Below are 21771 nucleotides of genomic sequence, written 5' to 3'. Positions count from 1 at the left end.
CCCAGGAGATTCGAGGCGTTCAGGCCTTCAGCGTGATCGCCTTGAACGGCAGGTCGTAGTCCGTCGCGGGAAGCGCGAAGTTCTCGACGCGAGGATTGTGCGCCCACAGCCGCTGGCTGACAACGAGCGGGCAGATCGCCCGGTTGTCGTGCAGCCAGTCGTAGAGCGCCTGCATCTTGGCTTCGCGTTCGTCGCCGCTCGCTTCGAGCGCGGCCTTGACCACGCCATCAAGCTCCGGGGAAACATAGATCTTGCCGTCCGGCCCGCTGTCGGCGGTGGATACGAACGCGTTGCCGAGCGTGCCGTGCGGATCATAGGGCGCGCCATAGGTGGTGAAGAAGGCAAGATCATATTCGAACGCCGGGCGACGGTCGTGCATGGTGGCGTTGTCGACTGACGAGACCTGAACCTGGAAGCCGACCTCGGACAGCTGACCCTGGATCATCTCGGCGATGCGGCGCGAACCCGGCAGCGATTCCTCCGATACGAGGAAATCGATCGCCAGCGGCGCGCCCTCCTTGCTCCAGGCGCCTCCGCTTTCGCTCCAACCGCCATCGGCAAGGATTTTCCTGGCCGCGGCGACGTCGCGTACCGGCACGTTATGCCGCTTGCCCGAGGAAGGCACGTTGGCCGGAAAGAGATCCGCCGCCGGATCTGCGTAGCCTTCGAACAACACCTTGGCGATCGCGGCGCGGTCGACCGAGACATAGATGGCCTCGCGCACGGCCTTGTCGGCCATCATCTTGGCCTTCGGCGAATAACCGAGCAGCATGGTTGCGGTGCCGGCCTCGGCCACCACTTTCATGCCGTCCTTTTCAAGCGCGCGGGCGCGGCGCGGCGACAGCGTCGCCACCCAGTCGCCGCCGATCACGTCGAGGTCGCCGGAACGCAGCGCGTTGGCGCGGGCGAGTTCGTCGGGAACCACCTTCAGTTCCATGCGAGCAAACAGTGGCTTCTCGCCCCAGTATTTGTCGTTGCGCACCAGCACGGTGCCGGAGGAATCGTAGCTTTCGACGATCCACGGTCCGGTGCCGACCGGAGCGGTCTGCTTGCCGCCGGCGTCGACCGCCTTCGGCGACAGGAAGCGCACCGGACGCACTATGGTGAGCTCCAGCAAGGCGGCGGGCACCGGACGCTTTAGCTTGATCGTCAACTTGCTGGGTCCATCGGTGACGATGCTGTCGAATGCGTCGGACACACCGATCCATGAGAAATCCGCGACGCCCAGCCAGCGTTTGAGATTCCATTCGGCGGCGGTCGAATCGAAGGGCGTGCCGTCACTGAAGGCAACACCTTCGCGCAGGTCGAAGGCGATCGAAAGCTGGTCGCCGGCGACAGCCCACTTGGTGGCGAGCCCGGGCTCGAGCGCGCCGTCCTGGCCATAGTGTATGAGGGCGTCGAACACGACCGTGTAGGAACTCAGCGTGGAGACGTTTTGCAGCAGGTCGAGATCGCCGGTTTCGGCGGCAATGGCGACCTTCAACGTTTCATGCCCCTCCGAGTACGCGGCGCGTGGAAACGCGGCAATGAAGGCCAGGCCGGCTGTGGAGGCCAGGAAATTGCGGCGGTCGAGAGTCATCATGTTAGTTCCCCTTTTTGTTTGATTGGCAACGATCATGTGCACGCTTGCTAATTTGTATAGACATAAGACATAAAGTCGGAAAACCGTTTGAGAGTTTTACCCCAGCGACCCACTTGGTCGCGGTTGCGGCCTACAGCCAGTTCAGCGCCGCCGCCGAGAGCGCGAGATAGCGGCCGGCTTTCGCCATCGTGACGATCGCAACGAAGCTCCAGAGCGGCTCGCGCAGAACACCGGCCATCATCGTCAGCGGATCGCCGATGACGGGAACCCAGCTCAGCAACAGGCTCCATCGTCCGCAACGGCGGTAGCGCGCCGCGGCGCGATCGAGCGCAGTGGGCTTGACCGGAAACCATTTGCGGTCGCGAAAGCGGTCGATGCAGCGGCCGAGCAGCCAGTTGACAACCGAACCAAGCACGTTGCCGATCGTCGCGACCAGGATCAGCGCCGCCGGTGACTGGCTTCCGGTCAGCAGCAGGCCGGCCAGCACCGCCTCTGACTGCAGCGGCAGAATTGTCGCTGCGGCGAACGCGGTGAGGAACAGCGCGCCGAAGGCACCAACATCTCCCAGCATTGGGGCCGCTCAGCTCGCTTTCGGCCATTTTGGGTGCCTATCGTTAACGACATAACCATGCGCATGCTCGAAGCCTGCTTCGGTCCAGACGGCGTCCTCGAGGTGCGAATGCCCGTCAGACAGATCGTCATGGGCGTGGCTGAGAACGTCGGGATCGTGACGCGGCCACAACCACATCGCGGCAAAGAGTGCCGCGGCGCCAATGACGCCAAGCAGGAAAAAGGTGAAGGGCAGGCCCATCGCCGCGCCGACGAGTCCGGCGATCGGATAGGTGATGAGCCAGCAGGCGTGCGAAAGCGCGAATTGCGCGGCAAACAATGCCGGCCGGTCGACGGGATCGGCCGAGCGCTTGATCAGCCGCCCAGACGGGGTCTGCGCCAGCGAATAGCCGAGCCCGAGCACGAACCAGAGCGGCAAGAGCAGCTGATAGCTGATGGCAAACGGCCCTGCGAACACGCCGGCAACCAGCAGGCCGGCGCCTGACAACATCGCAACCCGATCCGGGATGCCGTCCAGCAGCCGCGGCAGGACCAGCGCCGCGATCATCGAGCCGCCACCGAAGGCGGCAAGGGCAAATGCCGTGTCGCTCTGGGAGAGGTCGAATTTTGCCTGCACCAGGACCACCGTGTTGACGATCACCATGGCGCTGGCCGCCGCGACGGCAAGATTAAGGGCCAGCAAACCGCGCAAACGCGGCGTCGTCAGATAGATGCGGATCCCGCCCGTCGTGCGTTCATAGATGCCGCGCGGCTCGGAGGGCTGCGGGCTGGGCAGCACCACGGAGACGACCAGCGCCGCTGACGCCAGGAACCCGACAACCGTGCCGGCGAACAGGCTATGGAAGCTTATGACCGAAAGCAGCGCCGCCGCGAGGAGGGGGCTGACGACGCTTTCCAGGTCGTAGGCCAGTCGCGAGAGCGACAAGGCCCGTGTGTAGTCCTTCTCTTCGGGCAGCACGTCAGGGATCGAAGCCTGGAAGGTCGGGGTGAAGCCGGCTGACGCCGACTGCAGGATGAAGATGAGAAGATATATCTGCCAGACTTCGGTGACGAAGGGCAGGAATACGGCAACCCCTGCCCTGATGAGGTCGAGCGAAACCAGCATGGTACGGCGTGGTAGGCGCTCGGCGAACGCGGCGGCAACGGGCGCCACGCCGACATAGGCGATCATCTTGATGGCAAGCGCCGTGCCGAGCACCGCGCCGGCATCGGCGCCGGCAAGGTCATAGGCCAGCAGCCCGAGCGCCACGGTGGCAAGGCCAGTGCCAATCAGGGCGATGACCTGGGCCAGGAAAAGATGGCGATAAGTGCGATTGGCAAGGACTTGCAGCATATGTCTGTCTTCTTGGAGGAGCGATGGGTCGTTGATCCGTGGCGATTGAATGGCGGGCCTGATCTCAGTGATGGTGGCCTTCCGGCTCGACCATTTTGAACGGCAGCACCTGCTCGCGACCCTTCGCGGCCAAGACCAGCCTCGCCTGGAACTCATGCGGCTCAGCAGGAGCCACGGTGCTCTCAAGGCGATGATGGTTGTCGGCGATGGGTTCGAGGCGAAGCGTCTCCGGCCCGCCAGGCCTATCGATGATCACCGTTGCCATCAGATCGTCGGCATGCCGGTCGATGGTCAGCCGCATCCGCTCGCCAGCCGGCGTGTCGACGATTTCCAATGTCCCGGCAGCCAGATCGCAGTCGACCTTGAAGGGCTCCGGCGCATGATGACCATGTGAGTGAGAGGGTTCCGTGCCCGTCGCGGCAGACCCGGCCGAACTCTCCAGACGAACATTCGCTTCAGCCAACGCCGGCAAGTGGGCGAACAGTTCCTCCTTGAGGGCTTCGGTGACGCCCATCACGTCCTTGGCCGTCGCCGCGTCGGCGACACTGATGGCGACGTCGGCATGCAGGCGATGGCCGATCCAGCGCGCCTGCACGCTTTGGACACGTTCGATACCGGACACATGCTCGGCGGCATGATGGATTTCATCGACGATGCCGGGCTCGACACCGTCGAGCATGCGCGTGAGGACTGCCTTCGAAGACTGCCAGACGATCGCGAAGATGGCCACCGTGATCAAGAGCCCGATGATCGGATCGGCCAGCGGAAACCCCAGCCATACGCCGATAGCACCCAGCACAACCGCCAGACTGGTAAAGCCGTCGGTGCGCGCATGGTAGCCGTCGGCGATCAGCGCCGCGCTGTTGATCTCGCGGCCGACCCGGATACGGAACACTGCAACGGCCTCGTTGCCTAAGAAACCTATAATGCCGGCTATGGCGACCCAGCCAAGAAATGCGATCGGCTGCGGATTGATCAACCGGTCGATCGCCTCGTAGCCGGCAACGATGGCGCTGAACAAGATGATGAGGACAATCAGAATGCCGGCCAGATCTTCGACGCGACCCAGCCCGTAGGTGAACGTCTTGCTCGGTTTGCGACGGGCCAGCATGAAGGCGACCCACAATGGGATGGCGGTGACCGCGTCGCCGACATTGTGGATCGTGTCGGCCAGCAGCGCCACGCTGCCGGAGAGGAACACAACCACCAACTGCAGCGCCGCCGTGATGGCCAGAACGACGAATGACCATTTAATCGCCCAGATGCCGCGCGTCGTCGTGGCGATCGTCGGGTCGATGACGCCATGCGTGTGGCCATGGCCGCCCTCGCCGTGATCATGTCCGTGGCCGCCCATGCCTTGCGTCATCGGGCCGAACCCGAACCAATCGCGAACTTTGTCCATCATGGCGCTTCTCACAGGTACTTGGTGATATCCTTGAACTCGTCGATCGAGCGGCGCTGCTCGAGCGCCAGCGGTCCGACGACGTCTTCAAGGCAGTGGTTGAGGTGGTCCTGGATCAGCGTCTTCTTGGCCTGGGCGATGGCCTTCTCCACGGCATGAAGTTGCTGGGCGATGTCGAGGCACGGTCGCCCGGCCTCGATCATCTCGACGATCCCGCGCAGATGGCCGTCGGCGCGCTTCAGCCGCTTGATGATGGCAGGATGGGTTTCGTGGACGTGGGGACGCTCATTCATGCCCTTGATGCTATCCCCCCCGAGAGGATATTCCAAGCCTCAAAGTGGCCTCGATTCTGGTGCATGCCACCATTCGTTAGGATTTTAGAGAATAATCGTTAAGCATGCCGAATTGGATCCCTAGCACAGCCTTTCGTCTCATCGTCGCGTTCGCGATGACTCTCGGCGTGCTGCTCTCCCCAGTGGGTAGTTCGGCCTCGCATAGCCCGATTGCGCTCGCTGCCGCCGAGGCAGCGCGTCACGCAGAGCTGACAGCACAGATCGGAAAACACGGCCACAGCCATGACGATGGCGAAGCCGATGAGCAGAGCTTTGGTCATACCCACGGCCACAATCCGGCCGACCACACCCATGAAACGGCGAGCACGCTTCCGGGCTTCGCGCAGCCAGCACCGCCGATAGGCCGGAGCTGGCTGGTTTACCCGCCTTCGTTTGCCGACCTAGAAATCCGTTTCCGGCTTGAGCGCCCTCCCAGGCAGATCGTCATCGCATGATCGCGGCCGCACGCGCGGCCATCCTCAACGACGACGATTGGAATTCTCATGCAAGGATCCTTCTACAAGGGTCCGCCACGCACGCCTTGCGCGCGCTGGCGGTTTGCCCTTCCTGTGCTCATTGCTCTCCTGACCCTCCCATTGCTTGGGTGGACTGCCCTCGCCCATGCCGTTGCCGAAGGCGACAAGGGCTATATCCAGGAGATCACGGGCATCAATCTGCTGCCCTTCATCTATCTCGGCGCCAAGCACATGGTGACGGGATACGACCACGTCCTGTTCCTGTTCGGCGTGATCTTCTTCCTCTACCGGATGAAGCACATTGGCATCTATGTGAGCCTGTTCGCGCTCGGCCATTCCACGACCATGCTGCTTGGCGTCTATTTCAACGTTGGCATCAACAGCTACATCATCGACGCGATCATCGGCCTGTCGGTCGTCTACAAGGCGCTCGACAATATGGGTGCCTTCCAGAGGTGGCTCGGCTTCCAGCCGAACACCAAGATCGCGACGCTGATCTTCGGCTTTTTCCACGGCTTCGGCCTGTCGACGAAGATCATCGAATACAACATCTCGCCCGACGGGCTCGTGCCCAACCTACTTGCCTTCAACGTCGGCGTTGAGGTCGGTCAGCTTCTGGCGCTCGCTGCTATCCTTATCGTCATGGGCTACTGGCGCCGGACCGACAGTTTCTGGCGCCACGCATACACCGCCAACACCATCATGATGACCGCCGGGTTTGTGCTGATCGGCTATCAACTCACCGGCTGGGTCGTCTCCTGAACCTCCAAGTAAAGATCAAAAAAGGAATTCTCCCATGTACAACACAGACATCCCGACCCGCGCTGAACTGCCGACATCCATGCAGCTCCTCCGATCTACCCTCATCGCCATTGTCGCGGCAGCGGCCATCCTTGTGACCATCGTGCTGCCGGCCGAATACGCCATCGATCCCACCGGCGTTGGGCGAGCGCTCGAGCTCACCGAGATGGGCGAGATCAAGACACAACTCGCCGAAGAGGCCGAGCAAGACCGCCTTCGCGAATTGCAAAACGGCACGCCGACCGCAGTGCCAGGCCAAGATCAGCAGTCGAGTCTTCTGGAGCGCGTCTTCGCTGAACTGGTGATTGGTTCCGCCTCTGCCCAGGAACTGCGGACGGACGAAATGTCGGTCACCCTCAAGCCCGGCGAAGGAGCTGAGATCAAGCTCGTCATGGCCAAGGGCGCAAAGGCAAACTACTCTTGGACAGCCAATGGCGCGGCGGTGAACTTCGACACCCATGGTGACGGCGGCGGCGAAAACATCTCATACGAGAAGGGACGCGGTGCTGCAGAGGACGAGGGCGTACTTGAGGCAGCCTTTGACGGCAATCACGGTTGGTTCTGGCGCAACCGCACCGGTGCCGACGTCACCGTGACGCTGAAGACGAATGGCGCGTACACCGACATCAAACGCATGATGTGATCGATACGGCACGTCTTATCCGGCGCCGTTTGGCGCCGGGGGAGATCAAGCAGGTGAAATAGCCAACTCGGACCAACACAGTTTGATAATATCCAACCTGTGTTGGTCCCCTTCGGATGTCGTTGGTTAGAATCAGCTCGCAATGATGTAACAGGAGCGTCGCGCTAGCTTCCTCAAAGCGTAATCACGCCGCATTGGCCGCGAGCGCGCTCAAAACCCCTTGCGGCAAAGGGCTTCAAGATCCGTCTTTGTCATGTTCTCGATGCCGAGCCCAGGAAGAATATCATTATCTCCCTTGAGATCCCGGCCATAAGCCGCCGACAATATGGAAATTCCGGATTCATGGAGAACCGCCGGATTTCCGCTGATCTTCCCCAGGACTGCGGTTGGTAACAGGCCGAACGGAACGTCCTCGAGAATATAGCGGCTCTCGATAGTCGTCGGGCCAAAGCCGCCACGACCTTGGCGATCCATCTCCAGGTTCATTTCCGAAACGGTGCTCATGGGGACGTGGAACGACAATGAAAAATGTTCCTGGACGGTACGAACCGCGATACCGAAATTGCCAGCTATGGCCAATCGTTCGGCATCCAGAGCCTCGATGAAGCGACCAACGGCAGGAGTGACATTTCCCCCCTGGCTCCATCGCTCGGCCCTCTCCATTCGTGTGAGATTGAGAAGGGCAATTCCCAGATGGTTCTGCGGATTGAGGTTGCTGAGCGCAATTGCCAGCAGACCATCGCGCTTGACGAAACGATCGCCGAACAAGGCCGTGCAAAGCTTGTACCCTTGATCGAGCGCATCGAAAGGCAGCGTCGCAACATCGAGCTTCTGGCGAATGGAAGTGACCTGGACTTCTGTTGGTCCGAGCTGGCGGCCGGTCAAGAGCGTTGTGCCCCAAACGACGATCGGCAACCTGACCTTGCGCTCGGCTAACCGCTTGGAGAGATACAGCGCGCCGAACGAACTGTGCGAACTGACGATGACAGGAATACCATCTGCCAGGTGAGGGACCGCGGCATCCATCACCATCTTGTGGCCGTAAGCGGGAAGCGCGATCACCACCACATCCGCGTGATCGATGGCATCTTTACAATCATTGGCAATACGCACCGGCACCGTCGCCTCGATATCCCCCGTCGCCTTCAATAATTCGCCAGTCGCCAACGTTCTGGTGCGGTCTCCCGACGGTGACCAAAGTGTTGGCGTATGTCCCGATTGTGCCAAATAGGCCGCAAGGCCATAGGCAATTGCTCCAGCGCCCAGAATACTCACGCGCATAACATTCCTCCTGTCGCCGGCTTTATGGTTCGAGAATCCTTGCCGTCCCCGCCTACAAGTTTTTTCATCGGGAGGATCCGAATTGAAGTCACGTCGGTTGCCATCAGCCGTTTCGATCAGGACTCCGGCTCTGAGCCGGCAAACGCCGCAACGACTATTAGTTTCCGCTTGACATATATCAAAAATGAATGAGACGATGTCAATCATACGAATTACGCATGTAGGGAGAACATGGAAACCCGGGACCTTCAGACCTTCCTTGCGGTTGCTGCCAGCGGCAGCATCACCAAGGCGGCTGACATGCTCGGGCGTTCCCAACCTTCGGTGACACGCACCATTCAGGAGCTCGAGGCCGAACTTGGCTTCGAATTGCTGCATCGGATCGGTCGACGGGTGCAGCTGTCTGAAGAGGGTGTCGCATTCGAGGAGGAAGCGCGGCGATTGTTGATGTCTTTCACCGAACTTGCAGCGCGGGCCAAGATGATCGCCGCCGGCCGTGGGCGGATCCTGCAGATTGTCACAACCTCCGCGATCGGCACCGGCTTGATCCCGGCGGCCCTGGCCGAGCTCAAGGGTGTCGAGCTTCCGCACGAGACGCATCTCGGGCAGTTTCTTCCCTCGATCGTCGCCCAGGAAGTGCGCAGCGGACGTGCCGAGATCGGGTTTTCAAGCCTGCCGCTCGATACGCCCGGTCTGGATGTCCTACGGCTCTATTCGGCGCCTGATGTTGCTGCCGTGCGGGAGGACGATGCGCTGGCTGAACTTGATGTCATACCGCTTTCGGCTTTTGCGGGTCGTCGCGTGGCTACGTTGCTCAATCCGCTGCGGTTTCAGTTGCATGTCGCCAAGGCACTCGCTGCCCGGGGCATCGACACCGGCCCGGTGATCCGGACCAATACTGCCTACGGCGCGTTGCAGATCGTGCGCCATACTGGTGTCGCGGCCGTCATCGATCCCCTCACGGCCTATGGCGTCGCCCTGCCTGGGGTCGTCATTCGCCCGATCGATGTAACCGTTCTCTTTTATTGGGGCGTTGTGGCTGCCTCAAAACGTCCCCTTCGCCCAGTCGCGCAGGCGCTGATGGATGCGGTCGAAGCGGTGGCTGAACGGTCGATCGTCGGTTTCAAGAAGCTCGATCCAGCTTTGGCCAGCCAATTGGTGAACGATCCCGCGTCGGGCACAAATAACGGAACTGGAATATGAAGCATACTCCCACCCCGGCAGCATCGACGGGCCTTGCCGCGTTGGAAGCCCAGCTTGCGCAGGATCTCGACTTTGTCGAGCTGCCCGCCAAGCCCTGGGTCCCCACACGCATGCATGAGGGCGCCCCGGTCCGTGATGTCGTGGTCATTGGCGCTGGCATGTGCGGACTTGCTGCCACGGCAAAGCTGGTGCTGGCAGGGATCACCAATGTCGTCGCCTATGATGCGGCGCCGGCTGGGCTCGAAGGACCGTGGATAACGTTTGCCCGCATGCAAACACTCCGGTCGCCGAAGACCCTGCACGGTCCGTCGCTCGGCTTGCCGCAATTGACGTTCCGCGCCTGGTTCACGGCGCAATGGGGCGTCGACGCCTGGCGGTCGCTGGACAAAATCCCCAAGGGCCAGTGGATGGATTACCTGGTCTGGTACCGCAAGGTTCTTGCTCTGCCTGTGCGCAACGGCGTGCGCATGACCGGCGTCGCACCGGTTGGTGATCTGATTGCGATCGATATCGAAGGCGCGGAATCCGGCCGGGTTCTCACCCGTCATCTCGTTCTGGCCACCGGCCGCTCTGGTCTGGGCGGTTTTGCCGTGCCCGATTTCCTCAGGGGCATCGATCGCGCTTATTGGGCCCATTCTGCGGACGAGATCGATTTCGACGCGCTGCAAGGTAAGCGTGTGGCGGTCATCGGCGCCGGTGCCTCGTCCATGGACAATGCCGCAACCGCACTCGAGGCGGGCGCCGGATCTGTGGACATGTTGATCCGGCGCAAGGAAATGCCGCGCATCAACAAGCTGACCGGAATCGGCAGTCCGGGTGTTGTACTCGGCATGCATCAATTGCCCGATGCCTGGAAGTGGAAGTTCTTCGACTACACCGCCTCAACCCAGACGCCGCCGCCGCGTTCATCGACGCTTCGCGTTTCTCGCCACCCCAATGCCCGGTTCTTTCTCGACTGCGGCATCGTCGCGGTCACGGAAGATGCGGGAGGCCTGCTTATCGAAACCACCCAGGGGCTGATGCGCTACGACTTCCTGATCGCGGCAACCGGCTTTTCAAACGACTTCAACGGCCGCCCGGAATTTGCAGCCATCGCGCCACATATCCGCACCTGGTCGGATGGCCGATATACACCGGACATGGGGCCGGCGCGTGCAGGCATGTCCGATGCACCGGACCTAGGTCCCGCCTTCGAGTTTCGTGAGCGCGTCCCCGGCTCCTGCCCGATGCTGTCGCATATCCACTGCTTCAACGACGCCGCCATGCTGACGCACGGCAAGGTCTCCGGTGATATCCCAGCCGTCAGCGCGGGTGCCGACCGTTTGGTCCGCGGCATTGCCGCATCGCTGTTTGCCGAAGATGTCGAAACCCACTTCGCCAACCTGATCGCTTACGACACGCCCGAACTTCTGGGCGACGAATGGGTCGATTCAACACCCTTGTTGGAGAAGGAGGCCGCGCTGTGATCGACGCAATGGACAAGGCCGCCGGTCTATCACCGCACGATGCGCTTTTCAGCGCGCGTCGGTTTCGGCCTGAATTCGTGCTGGGGGCCGAGGAATGTCGCCTCTCCGTCCTGCAGCCAGCAAACGACCAAGGGCTTGCGCCTAATTTGCGGGTTGCTCTGGCCCGTCGCATGGCCGCTCTGAATGCCGATCCGGTCCTGATGGCCGAATTTGATGTGCAGCTGGCTCAGCTCGATCCGACTGAGCAGCTTCTGGCCTTAGCCCAGGGGGAAACGGATTTGGAAGAGCCATTGGCGACCATCGCACGTCATGTGGACCTGATTACGCTGACACCGAAAAAGGCGGAAGCGGGCCACATCGCCCTGCTCGCCCAAGCTGGATTGAACAATCCTCAGATCGTCGCCCTTTCCGAGCTCATCGCCTTCGTCAATTTCCAGACGCGGGTGGCAACCGGCCTGCGATTGTTGAGGACGGCATGATTTCCGCGGTGCGCCTGAAGCCATTGAATTGGCATCCGTACATAGCGCCGGTCGAGCTATCCGAGGCCACGCCGGAACAGCTTGAAGCGATGAAGGTCACGCCATCAGCCAAGAAAGTTTCGGAATATGTGCGCACCCTTGCGCATGACCCTGAGAGCTACCTTGCCCGCACCATCTTGTTCAACGCCATCATGTATGTCGAAGGCGGGCTTGCCCGCCCTGACCGCGAGCTTGGTGCATTAGGTGCGTCCATCGTCAATGGCTGCAAATTCTGCGCCGTTGTTCACGCCCGCAGGCATGCAGAGCTGACCAAGAACGACGAAGTGGTCACCGCGCTCTATCTCGATAAACCTGAAGCGCTCGGCCCACGCGATGCGGCAATCTACAGTTTTGCCCGCCGCCTGTCGGCGGCCCCGTCGGAAGCGACGGCAGACGATATCGCCGCGCTTCGATCAGTCGGCATGGACGACCGCGAGATTATCGACCTGATCCACGCCATATCGATCTTCGGCTGGGCAAACCGGCTGATGCACGTTCTCGGCCATGCGGAGAGCGGGTGATGATGTCGCATGCGGTCGAAGCAGTCCGTCTCACACTTTCCGAAGGGACAACCAGCAATGCTTGAACTCAAAGATGTAAAGCTGTCTTACGGAAGCACGCAGGTTCTGAACGGCGTCAATCTCTCGGTAAAGCGGGGTGACGTGGTTTCGATCATCGGCCCCAGCGGCACCGGCAAGACCACGTTGCTGAAATGCATCAACTACCTGGCCAAGCCGTCGTCAGGAACCATCGCGTTCGATCAGATCCGGATGGATTACCAGCGTGCCGACAAGGTCGCTGTCCAGGCGATCCGGTTGCGAACGGCGATGGTCTTTCAACAATTCAACGTCTTCAAGAACATGACGGTCCTGCAGAACGTGATGGATCCACTGGTCGTCGTGCAGCGCAAGTCCGCGGACGAGGCGCGGGAGATCGCCTTGCGGGAGCTCGAGCGGGTCGGCCTCACCCCGAAGCGAGACAGCTATCCCTCCCAACTGTCGGGCGGCCAGCTCCAGCGCACCGGCATTGCGCGCGCCCTGGCAGTTCGTCCCGACGTGATACTCTTCGATGAGCCTACGTCATCGCTGGATCCAGAACTCGTCGGTGAAGTCCTGAAGGTGATCAAGGACGTCACCTCGTCAGGGATCACTTCGCTGCTTGTGACCCACGAGATGCAATTCGCAAGGAACATCTCCAACCGGATCGTCTTCATGGACCGTGGCGTGGTCGCCGCCGATGGCAGCCCGGCTGATATCTTCGACGCGCCTTCCAGCCCACGACTTGCTCAATTCCTGCAGTCAGAACTCGCTTTTCAATAATCCAACAACAAGGGAACCTAAGAAATGTCTGTAATCACATCCCGCTTTTCCCGTCGTCATGCCCTGGCTGTCGTCGGCGGCATCGCAATAGCCCTTGCAACCGCAGGAGTCAGTTATGGTCAGACCGTTCGGACAATCAAGATCGCGACGTCTGCCGAATCCAAGCCGCTGGCATGGGGCGCGATCGGCGTCGAGCCGCAAGGCTATGAGCCCGATCTCCTGAGGGCGATCAACGCAAAGCTGCCGCAATACAAGTTCGAGATGGAAGGTGTCTCTGACATCGCGCAGGAAACTGGCCTCGCCACGGGCAAGTACGACATCGCGGTGGGTGGCTACTACAAGTCGCCCGAGCGCTCCAAGCAGTTCTTCATTCCGGAAAATCCCATGGGCGCCAGCCTGATGAAGATCTACAGCAAGAAAGACAGCGGCATCAAGGAAATGAAAGACCTGGTCGGCAAGAGGATCGTTCCGACCACGGCCGGCGGTGGAACCTACAAGTTCATCATGAACTGGCAGAAAGAAAACCCGCAATACAAGCTCGATGTCACGGCATCGAGTGCAGGCATTCCCTACCCGAACCGGCTGGACGAAGTTCAGAACGGCAAGTTCGACGCTCTCGTCTTGCCGTCCAATCTCGGTGAGCAGACCGTCATCGAGCAAAAGAAACTCGATATCGTGGCGTCCGAACCAGTGTTCAGCAACAACACCTACATGCTGATCCACAGATCAGACGAGAACAAGGTTCTGGCTGACGATGTGAACAAGGTTCTCAAGGAATTGAAAGACGACGGCACGATCGAGAAGCTCTCGCAGAAGTGGTTCGGCGAGGGCATCGTCCAGTACATGAAATAGCACGGCCGTTGAGGGCCATATTCGCTAGTCAGCGGCAAGGCTGAATTGCAAGAAGGAGCGTTTCAAAGTGGATGTATCTGCTATGATTCCCGAGTTGCTAACGGCACTGCCGCTGACGCTCGCCATCACGTTTACGGCCCTCATTTCCGGGTTCTGTCTGGCTCTCATCGCGACAACACTCCGTGTTCGCAGGGTGCCACTGATCAGTCACCTGGTGGACCTCTACGTGTCCTATGCCCGGAGCGTTCCTGTCGTCCTGCAGCTGTTCGTCGCGTTTTATGGGCTTCCGCTGTTGGTGATCCTGTTCGGCGCCAAAGATTTTATTTCGCCGACGATGGCTGCCATGGTGGGGTTGAGCCTCTACCATGGAGGATATCTGTCGGAAGTCATGCGGCCTGCATATCTTGCCGTCGATCGCGGCCAGCACGATGCGGCCGATAGCCTTGGATATACGTTCCGGCAGAAAATTACTCGCGTCGTCGGCCCGCAAGGGGTGCACTTCGCACTACCGGGCTACGGGAACTCCGTCATCTACCTGATCCATAACGTTGCGCTGGTCATGTACATCGGCGCCGCCGACGTCATGGCGACTGCGCATTTGATCATGGAGCGCGACTACAACCAGTTCCAGTTCGAAACCTACCTCGTCCTGGCGGTCATCTATTCGCTGATGTGCCTGGTCGCATGGCTCATCGTGCGCTTCTTCGAGCTTCGATCACCGATGCAAGCGCCAGAGGCAACGACAACAACTCAGATCAAGAACGAGCTCCTCGCGAGCGTCTGACGTAAGGGTATTCAACCATGTTTGATACCGATATTTTGCTCCAGGACACGCAGGAAATTCTGAGTGCCGTACCCGTGACCGTTGGAATGGCACTCTTGATTTTCGTCCTGTCGACGATAGTCGGCAGCATATTCGCGCTGATCGAATACAGACGGGTGCCGGTTCTGCGAGAGCTCATCATGACTTACAAGATCGTCTTCAAGGGCGTTCCAATGGTCATCGTGATTTTCCTCGCCTATTTCGGTCTGCCGCCCGCATTCCAGTTCCTGTTCTCGTTGCTCGGGATCAACTTCAACGCTCACGAAACCCCCAATTGGGTCATTCTTGTCGTTGCGATTACCGGCTGTGTCGCCGCGTTCCAATCCGAGATTATCAAGGGAGCCCTGAATGCATTCGACACCGGTCAGTCGGACGCGGCCCATTCGCTCGGCTATACGGGCGGCCAACTGTTTCGACGTATCCTGTTTCCCCAGGTGGCCCTCACGGCAATTCCCGACCTGACGACTTCGATGATGGTCATCATGAAGGCGCTTTCTCTCGGATTCGCCATCGAGGTCGTCGATATCTTCGCCCAGTCCCAGCTGACCGCCGCCCTGAACTACTACTACCTCGAAGCCTTCGTGATTGCCGTCGTGATCTACATGGTGATTGCCTATATCGTCACACAGATTGCCGACAGGCTGGAGCAGGCGTTGAGGGTGCGGACGTGAGGCGAATGTGGGATAGAATCGTCAAGCTTCGGATATCGAGCCGCACCTGGGAGGCAATTCTTTCGGGGATGAAAAGCTTGAGGAGAAACCCAAGTAGCCGATGCATGTACCGCTGAATGCCGACTGAAGCACCGATCGCGCCGACGCAACGTTGCGACTGTGCCGACCAGAGGAATCCGGTCTCCGGCTACTGGCATGGAGATCCCCAAGCCGTATTCGGCGCCGCGAGTACGCATCAATATTGGAGAACCTGGGCCTCTCCGTCTCCCACGCCGGTTTATCCGACTTGTCTCACGTCGTATTCCTGCAGGATACCCGCTTTGATCCGACCAGCGAAATGACAACTTGCGAGATTCGATTCCGACAAGCTGTTGACCGGAGGCGATGTCTCACAAACACTTTGCACGGCAGGGCAGCGCGTACGAAAACGGCATCCGGTCGGCGGATTCACAGGGCTTGGCACATCTCCCTTTAGAATGATCCGCTGACGTTCGCGCTCCTCAACTGGATTTGTCGACGGGACCGCGCTGAGCAGCGCCTGTGTATACGGATGTGCGGGCTGGCTATAGAGCGCGCCGCTCTCACCTTCTTCCATGACGCGGCCGAGATACATCACGTAGACGCGCTGTGCGGCCTGGCGAACGATGGCCAGATCGTGCGCAATGAGAAGACATGACATTCCGAAATCATCGCGCAGCTTCAGAAACAGGTTCATGATCTGCGCTCTGACCACGCATGCGCATCGGCTTCACCCCTCGGGAGATTTGCGCTCGCTTGTCGGGCCTTGCCTTCGATCTCGATCTTGCTCCGCGCTTGAAGATCGAAGCGCACCGTTACGGTGCGCATGCGTGCATGCAGCACATCGTCCAGCGTGCCGCGCATTTCATGCAGATAGGTCAGAGACGACTTCCCAACCTTTTCGACAACCGAGCGAATGGTGACCAAGGTTCCAACCGCGGTTTCGTGCGCATAGTCGATCTCCATCCTGACGTCCGCCCAGCCGAGAGTCGGCGTTAGATTGGGAGCGGCAATCCTGCCCAGCAGTTGAAAGCTGGCATCATCGAACATGGCGACGTAGTGACGAACGTTGAGATGGCCCATCGCGTCGCACATCCAAGGGTGCACGACGCCGACATAGGTTTCAATGCCGGGCGCGGTCAAAACCCGACCTCGTTGCCACCCTTGAGATCCAGCAGCTGCCGCGCCTCTTCGGGCGTCGCTATTTCAAGCGAGAGTTCGCCAAGGATTCGCTTGATCTTGGCGACCTGCTCGGCATTGCTCTTGGCAAGCGCGCCCTTGCCGACATAGAGACTGTCTTCCAGCCCAACCCGCACATTGCCGCCCATGATCGCTCCCATCGTGCAAAGGTTCATCTGATGCTTGCCGGCTGCAAGGATCGACCAGAGATAGTCGTCTCCGAACAGTCGCTCCGCCGTCCTGCGCATATGCATCATGTCTTCGGGGTCAGAGCCGATTCCACCTAGAAGTCCGAAGATCGTCTGGACGAAAAGCGGTGGCTTCAGCAGCTTGCGGTCGAGAAAGTGCGCCAGCGTGTAGAGGTGACTGACATCATAGCACTCGAACTCGAACTTCGTCCCATAGGCCTGGCCGACCTCGACGATGATGCGCTCGATCTGCTGGAACGTGTTGGAGACGATGCCGTTCTTGGTGTCCTCGAGATAAGGCTTTTCCCAGTCGAACTTCCATTCGGTGTATTTTGGCGCGATGTGGTGCAAGGCAAAATTCATCGACCCCATGTTGAGCGAGCAGAGTTCGGGCTTGGCGGCATGAGCGGCTTCGAGACGTTCGTCGAGCGTCATCTTGAGGCCGCCGCCGGTAGAAATGTTCATCACCGCGTTGGTTTGCTGCTTGATGCGCGGCAGGAAGTCCATGAAGAGCTTGGGATCGGGGGTCGGTTTGCCCGTCTCGGGGTCGCGGGCATGCAGATGGATCACCGAGGCGCCAGCTTCGGCTGCGCCGACGGCGGCATCGACGATCTCTGACGGCGTTATGGGCAGATGCGGGCTCATCGTCGGCGTGTGGATCGAGCCGGTGACCGCACAGGTGATGACGACTTTCGGCGATTTCTTCATGGTTAGAGTCTCCCTTGTCTGCCTTTTGTTGTTATCTATCGAGCGCGAGGCAATCCTCACGACCACAGCCCAGCCGGATCGCCGTACCTGGATCGAGCTTCGGCTGAGACGATGAAGTGGCTAGCTTGACGATGAATTTCTGGCCGCTCGCGGTCGCGGCGACGAGCCGGACATGATCGCCGACGTAGATTGATTGAACGACCGTCGCCGGAATCTCGTTGAGCGCCGTGACGCCGTCCTGCAGAACGGACAGGCGCTCGGGCCTTATCGACAGCGTCACCCTGACACCCGCAGAAAGCGCAGCACCGCAGGACATGGCGTTCAACACAACGTCGCCGTCGTCGAGGCGGACGGATACGCCGCCATCCTCGCTCCCGGCCAGCACGGCACCCAACATGCGGTTGCTCTCGCCGATGAAACTTGCGACAAAGCTCGCCGCGGGACGCTCGTACAGTTCGCGCGGCGTCGACAGTTGCTCGATGCGGCCGGCGCTGAACACTGCGATCCGGTCCGACATGGTCAGCGCTTCAGTCTGGTCGTGCGTGACGTAGACGAAGGTCACGCCCAGCCGGGCGTGAATATCCTTGATCTCGAACTGCATCTGCTCGCGCAGCTGCTTGTCGAGGGCGCCAAGCGGTTCGTCCATCAAGACAAGATTTGGTTCGAAAATCAGGGCCCGGGCAACCGCCACGCGTTGTTGCTGCCCGCCCGAAAGCTGCGCTGGCCGCCGATTGCCGAATTCGGGCAACTGGACCATGTCGAGAACGTTCCCGACACGTCGCCTGACCTCCTCGCGGCCAAGTTTGCGGACCTCGAGCGGGAAAGCCAGATTTTCGGCGACCGTCATGTGCGGGAAAAGCGCGTAGTTCTGGAACACCATGCCGATGCCGCGACGATTGGCGGGAACGTTGTCGATGCGCTGACCGTCAATGAGAATTTCGCCCTCGGTCGTATCTTCGAATCCTGCCAGCATCATCAACGCCGTCGTCTTGCCGGACCCGGAAGGGCCTAGCAGCGTCAGGAATTCGCCGCGCATGATTTCCAGGTCGAGCTGGCGCACCGCTTGGACCGCATGCCCGTAGCGCTTGCTGACGCCGCGAAACTCGACGTGAACCGGCCCACGCGGAGATCCGCCCATCACCGAGCCTGCGCCTTCGGATCACGGCGCACCGAAGTCGAGCGCTTTCGAGCAGGCTGCGCCTCAGCCGCCGCCGCGGCGCGAAGAATGATGTCGGCGGCCTCGCGCAGATCGGCCACCAAGGCCTTGCGCGCAGCCGCGCCATCGGCGCGACGCAGCGCCGCGAGCATTTCGTCGTGATGGTCCAGGCCCAGGCCGTAGGTCACGTCCGAGCGGACGATGTTCAAAAACGGTCCTGCCTGCAGCCACAATTTCTCGATGATCTGCTGGATGAGAGGTGACCGCGCGGCATGGTACATCGTGAAATGGAACCGCCTGTTCAGGCCGAGATAGTTAGCCATGACGTTGCTCTCGACGCACTCGCGCATCAGGCTGTTCAGCTTCGCCAATTCATCGAGTTCTTCGGGCGTGATGGTCGTCGCAGCCCATTCGGCCGCGGTCCCTTCGACGCTGCAGCGCACACGCACGAGATCCGAAATACGCGCCACCGTGGCCTCGGGGACGATGACGCCCCGGTTTGGGTGGTCGAACATCGCCTCGTCGCTGACGAGTTGCCGCAATGCCTCGCGCACCGGCATGGCGCTGGTCCGGTACTGTTCGGCAAGCTGTCGCACGACCAGTCTTTGGCCGGGCAGGAAGTCACCGTTCATCAGTGCTTCCTTCAAGCCCGTATGGACACGAACATGAGCTGTCTTTTGCGCGGCCGAGCCGGCGGTGGCATCCTTGCGATCGAGCATCAGTTTGTCCGGCGGGGCAGTATTTTGAGGTTGCTCGACAGGAAATCGTCGAATGCGGCGGCGAAGCCGTCGAGTTCGGCGTCGCCAAATGGCAGTGACAACGCCAGCATGCCGCGCGGCGTCACGTAGTACCCTCGCAACAGCATCTCGATATGCCACAGCGCAATCACCGATGGATCGGCATCGTCGAGCCGCGCCGGCTTGTCCACCGGCCCCCTGACGAAATGCAGGTTCATCAACGACCCGCGCCCTATGACGATGCCCTCGACGCCATGTCGTTCAAGGGAGACGTTCATCGCTTCACGCAAGCGATCGCCGCGCGCATTGATGGCGCGGCTCGCCTCTTGCGTCAGCACCTGCGTCAGACCGGTGAAACCAGCAGCCATGCTGAGAATATTGTTGTTGAACGTCCCGCCATGCGAGAACGCACCAGGCAAAGCCGGATCGAAGCGGTCGACGAGGTCGGCGCGTCCACCGAATGCGCCAAAACTCGCACCGCCGCCGATGTACTTTCCGAGCGTCACGAAATCGGGAAAAATTTCATGCGCACCATGGAGCGCTCGATAGTCGAGGCGCGAGGTCATGACCTCGTCGAAGATCAGCAGCGCGCCGGTCTCCTTCGTCGCTGTGCGCAGCGCCTGCAGGAACTCGCGTGTCGCCGGGATGCAGCCGCCGCCGCCCATCATCGGTTCGACGATGACGGCGGCAAGCTCGTCGCCCTGTTCCTTGATGAGCGCCACGGCGCCTGCACTATCGTTGTAGTCGGCGAAAACAAAGGGGAAAGGCAAATTGAGCGGTGAGCCGCCATGCGCAAAGGTCAGTACGCCGCCGTGATAGCCTTCCCGGAAGGCGAGTATCTTCGAACGCTTCGTGATGGCGCGAGCGGCGGAAATCGCCATGATGTTCGCCTCGGTGCCCGAGTTGCAGAAGCGCACGCGCTCGATGGCTGGAAAACGCTCGACCACCGCCGCTGCCAGGCGCGCCTCGTAGCGGTTGGGTGCACCCAGCATGATGCCGCCCTGTATGACGTCCACAAGGGCCGCCGAAATCGCCTTGTCGGAGTGGCCGTAGAAGCCGGCGCTGTATTCCGAGACCAGGTCGACATAGGTATGGCCGTCCAGATCGGTCACCCTGCAGCCCTCGCCGGAGACGAACGAAACAGGGAATGGCGGGTACCAAAGTACAGCCCTCGTATTGCCGCCCGGCAACGATGCCGCGGCCTCGTTCTGACGCGCCAGGCTGTTTGGGTTGGCGTCAGCGAAACACTGTCGCGCCTCGTCCAGAACAGCAGCGAGACTGACATTGGCGCGCACGTCTCTAGTGCCTTGCAGCATTCGATCAAATCCCCTTGTCTTTTTAACTTTTTTGCACCCTATCGCAAATTCCTGTTGCTAATCAATCCATTTTGCGTTTGAAATTTGATCAAATCCGCAACGATAAGAAAGGGGAACTGCGATGAGGACTTATCTGCAAGCCGTATCTGCCGCCGCTATCTGCCTCGCGACCTCGACTTTTGCCGCGTCCGCGGCCGATCCCGTCACGGTGGTCGGCTGGGGTGGTACATGGGACAAGGCCTACAAGGATGGAGTCTGGGACAAGTATACCGAAAAGACGGGCGTCCCGATCATCATGGAAGAGTGGGGCGGCGAGGTCGCCAAGGTGCGTGCCCAAGTGCAGGCGGGCAACATTACCTACGACGTCGTCTCGGTGGAAGCGCCCGCCATGGAGGTCGGCTGCGCCGAAGGCCTGTTCGTCCCGCTGACGCCCGAGATCACCGGCGACGCGGCGAATTATCTCCCAGGCACCCTGCATGAATGCGGTGTCGCGTCCGACACATGGGCAACGGTTCTTGCCTACAACACCGATGTCTATAAGGGCGACGCCGCGCCAAAGAGTTGGGCGGACTTCTGGAACGTCGAGAAATTTCCAGGAAAGCGCGGCCTCTACCAGCAAGCGCAGTTCACGCTGGAAAACGCGCTCATGGCCGACGGCGTGAAACGCGAGGACATGTACAAGGTGTTGGCCACGCCGGAAGGTGTCGACCGGGCTTTCGCCATGCTCGACAAGATCAAGCCGAACGTCGTCTGGTGGTCCACCACGACGCAGGGCATCCAGAACCTCGACAGCGGCGAAGTGACGCTCAGCGACGCGTTCAATGCACGCATCACCAACGAAGCCATCAACGAGAAGAAGCCCTACGCCATCGCGTGGGACGCCGGCTTCTTCTACGGCACCGACTACTGGGCCGTGGTGAAGGGCGCACCGCACCAGCAAGGCGGGCTGGATCTCCTCAAGTGGTTCTCCATCCCTGAAAACCAGGCCGGCTTCTCCAAGCTCTATGCCTATGGCACCGGCCGCAAGGAAGCCGCCGACCTCATTCCCGCGGACTGGAAGGCCAACCTGCCGACGTCGCCGGAGCACCTCCAGTACGGCGCCGCCTATGACAACGACTTCTGGACCGAGCACAAGGAAGCGTTGGAAGAACGCTTCAAGGCCTGGCTCGCGAAGTAACTTGGGCATGTTGGTCGGGA

General features: G+C 60.5%; 24 protein-coding genes. 12 read left to right on the top strand and 12 right to left on the bottom strand.

Features of this window, described 5'->3' with window-relative positions:
• Positions 1-19 precede the first annotated feature (19 nt).
• From NKI64_RS06195 to NKI64_RS06175, 5 genes are all read right to left on the bottom strand, one after another.
• A complete protein-coding gene (locus NKI64_RS06195; RefSeq protein ID WP_023713971.1) occupies positions 20-1582 on the bottom strand; it encodes an ABC transporter substrate-binding protein in 1563 nt (520 codons plus the stop codon).
• Positions 1583-1712: 130 nt separating this feature from the next.
• On the bottom strand, positions 1713-2153 hold the full coding sequence (locus NKI64_RS06190; RefSeq protein ID WP_031197584.1) for a YqaA family protein: 441 nt from the start codon (positions 2151-2153) through the stop codon (positions 1713-1715).
• Between the two features lie 9 nt (positions 2154-2162).
• Positions 2163-3485, bottom strand: a complete 1323-nt coding sequence (locus NKI64_RS06185; protein ID WP_352667018.1) for an MFS transporter — start codon at positions 3483-3485, stop codon at positions 2163-2165.
• A 64-nt stretch (positions 3486-3549) separates the two neighbouring features.
• The gene (locus NKI64_RS06180) at positions 3550-4890 is read right to left on the bottom strand and encodes a cation diffusion facilitator family transporter (RefSeq protein ID WP_023713973.1); all 1341 of its coding nucleotides are present in this window, start codon (positions 4888-4890) and stop codon (positions 3550-3552) included.
• Positions 4891-4898: 8 nt separating this feature from the next.
• Positions 4899-5180 (bottom strand): metal-sensing transcriptional repressor, encoded by a 282-nt coding sequence (locus NKI64_RS06175; RefSeq protein WP_023669876.1) that lies wholly within the window; start codon positions 5178-5180, stop codon positions 4899-4901.
• Positions 5181-5284: 104 nt separating this feature from the next.
• Here NKI64_RS06175 and NKI64_RS06170 point away from each other — a divergent pair, with 104 nt between their 5' ends.
• Genes NKI64_RS06170 through NKI64_RS06160 form a run of 3 tightly spaced genes read left to right on the top strand, consistent with a single transcriptional unit; the run spans position 5285 to position 7139 of the window.
• A complete protein-coding gene (locus NKI64_RS06170) occupies positions 5285-5674 on the top strand; it encodes a hypothetical protein (RefSeq protein WP_023696825.1) in 390 nt (129 codons plus the stop codon).
• A 48-nt stretch (positions 5675-5722) separates the two neighbouring features.
• Complete coding sequence (locus tag NKI64_RS06165) at positions 5723-6457, top strand: HupE/UreJ family protein (RefSeq protein WP_023713974.1); 735 nt, start codon at positions 5723-5725, stop codon at positions 6455-6457.
• Positions 6458-6491: 34 nt separating this feature from the next.
• Entirely contained in the window at positions 6492-7139 is a 648-nt protein-coding gene (locus tag NKI64_RS06160) for a hypothetical protein (RefSeq protein WP_023669873.1), read from the top strand.
• Between the two features lie 210 nt (positions 7140-7349).
• Here the strand turns inward: NKI64_RS06160 and NKI64_RS06155 are convergent, their stop codons facing one another.
• Complete coding sequence (locus NKI64_RS06155; protein WP_031197587.1) at positions 7350-8420, bottom strand: NAD/NADP octopine/nopaline dehydrogenase family protein; 1071 nt, start codon at positions 8418-8420, stop codon at positions 7350-7352.
• A gap of 231 nt (positions 8421-8651) precedes the next feature.
• Here NKI64_RS06155 and NKI64_RS06150 point away from each other — a divergent pair, with 231 nt between their 5' ends.
• The 8 genes from NKI64_RS06150 to NKI64_RS06115 all read left to right on the top strand — a co-directional run bounded on the left by NKI64_RS06150 (position 8652) and on the right by NKI64_RS06115 (position 15272).
• Positions 8652-9623: a LysR family transcriptional regulator gene (locus NKI64_RS06150; protein WP_023669872.1), complete on the top strand. Its 972-nt coding sequence runs from the start codon at positions 8652-8654 to the stop codon at positions 9621-9623.
• Entirely contained in the window at positions 9620-11089 is a 1470-nt protein-coding gene (locus NKI64_RS06145) for an NAD(P)-binding domain-containing protein (protein ID WP_023669871.1), read from the top strand. The genes NKI64_RS06150 and NKI64_RS06145 overlap by 4 nt, the downstream gene beginning before the upstream one ends.
• On the top strand, positions 11086-11568 hold the full coding sequence (locus NKI64_RS06140; protein ID WP_023669870.1) for a CMD domain-containing protein: 483 nt from the start codon (positions 11086-11088) through the stop codon (positions 11566-11568). Before NKI64_RS06145 ends, NKI64_RS06140 begins: the two co-directional genes overlap by 4 nt.
• Entirely contained in the window at positions 11565-12128 is a 564-nt protein-coding gene (locus NKI64_RS06135) for a peroxidase-related enzyme (RefSeq protein WP_023669869.1), read from the top strand. Before NKI64_RS06140 ends, NKI64_RS06135 begins: the two co-directional genes overlap by 4 nt.
• A 57-nt stretch (positions 12129-12185) precedes the next feature.
• Positions 12186-12926 carry an amino acid ABC transporter ATP-binding protein gene (locus tag NKI64_RS06130; protein ID WP_023669868.1) on the top strand — a complete coding sequence of 247 codons (741 nt, stop codon included), beginning with the start codon at positions 12186-12188 and terminating at the stop codon, positions 12924-12926.
• Between the two features lie 24 nt (positions 12927-12950).
• Entirely contained in the window at positions 12951-13778 is an 828-nt protein-coding gene (locus NKI64_RS06125) for a transporter substrate-binding domain-containing protein (RefSeq protein ID WP_023669867.1), read from the top strand.
• A 67-nt stretch (positions 13779-13845) separates the two neighbouring features.
• Positions 13846-14562 (top strand): amino acid ABC transporter permease, encoded by a 717-nt coding sequence (locus NKI64_RS06120; protein ID WP_023669866.1) that lies wholly within the window; start codon positions 13846-13848, stop codon positions 14560-14562.
• A 17-nt stretch (positions 14563-14579) separates the two neighbouring features.
• Positions 14580-15272, top strand: coding sequence for an amino acid ABC transporter permease (locus tag NKI64_RS06115; RefSeq protein ID WP_023669865.1), 693 nt, complete (start codon positions 14580-14582; stop codon positions 15270-15272).
• A 277-nt stretch (positions 15273-15549) separates the two neighbouring features.
• Here NKI64_RS06115 and NKI64_RS06110 read toward each other — a convergent pair whose 3' ends face one another.
• Genes NKI64_RS06110 through NKI64_RS06085 form a run of 6 tightly spaced genes read right to left on the bottom strand, consistent with a single transcriptional unit; the run spans position 15550 to position 20574 of the window.
• On the bottom strand, positions 15550-15987 hold the full coding sequence (locus NKI64_RS06110; RefSeq protein ID WP_050592897.1) for an oligopeptide/dipeptide ABC transporter ATP-binding protein: 438 nt from the start codon (positions 15985-15987) through the stop codon (positions 15550-15552).
• Positions 15984-16433 carry an acyl-CoA thioesterase gene (locus NKI64_RS06105; protein ID WP_023669863.1) on the bottom strand — a complete coding sequence of 150 codons (450 nt, stop codon included), beginning with the start codon at positions 16431-16433 and terminating at the stop codon, positions 15984-15986. The genes NKI64_RS06110 and NKI64_RS06105 overlap by 4 nt, the downstream gene beginning before the upstream one ends.
• Complete coding sequence (kce, locus tag NKI64_RS06100; RefSeq protein ID WP_023713977.1) at positions 16430-17365, bottom strand: 3,5-dioxohexanoate:acetyl-CoA acetone transferase; 936 nt, start codon at positions 17363-17365, stop codon at positions 16430-16432. Before kce ends, NKI64_RS06105 begins: the two co-directional genes overlap by 4 nt.
• A gap of 31 nt (positions 17366-17396) precedes the next feature.
• On the bottom strand, positions 17397-18503 hold the full coding sequence (locus NKI64_RS06095) for an ABC transporter ATP-binding protein (protein WP_031197590.1): 1107 nt from the start codon (positions 18501-18503) through the stop codon (positions 17397-17399).
• Positions 18503-19240 (bottom strand): GntR family transcriptional regulator, encoded by a 738-nt coding sequence (locus tag NKI64_RS06090; RefSeq protein WP_023713979.1) that lies wholly within the window; start codon positions 19238-19240, stop codon positions 18503-18505. Before NKI64_RS06090 ends, NKI64_RS06095 begins: the two co-directional genes overlap by 1 nt.
• The gene (locus NKI64_RS06085; protein ID WP_023713980.1) at positions 19240-20574 is read right to left on the bottom strand and encodes an aspartate aminotransferase family protein; all 1335 of its coding nucleotides are present in this window, start codon (positions 20572-20574) and stop codon (positions 19240-19242) included. The genes NKI64_RS06090 and NKI64_RS06085 overlap by 1 nt, the downstream gene beginning before the upstream one ends.
• Before the next feature lie 121 nt (positions 20575-20695).
• On the opposite strand from NKI64_RS06085, the gene NKI64_RS06080 reads away from it, so the two are divergent.
• Positions 20696-21751, top strand: a complete 1056-nt coding sequence (locus NKI64_RS06080) for an ABC transporter substrate-binding protein (protein WP_023696855.1) — start codon at positions 20696-20698, stop codon at positions 21749-21751.
• The last annotated feature ends 20 nt before the right edge of the window (positions 21752-21771 follow it).

It is taken from the genome of Mesorhizobium sp. M0478, assembly GCF_040321305.1.
Taxonomy (GTDB): Bacteria; Pseudomonadota; Alphaproteobacteria; order Rhizobiales; family Rhizobiaceae; genus Mesorhizobium.
This window is presented reverse-complemented; position numbering and strand designations above follow the sequence as displayed.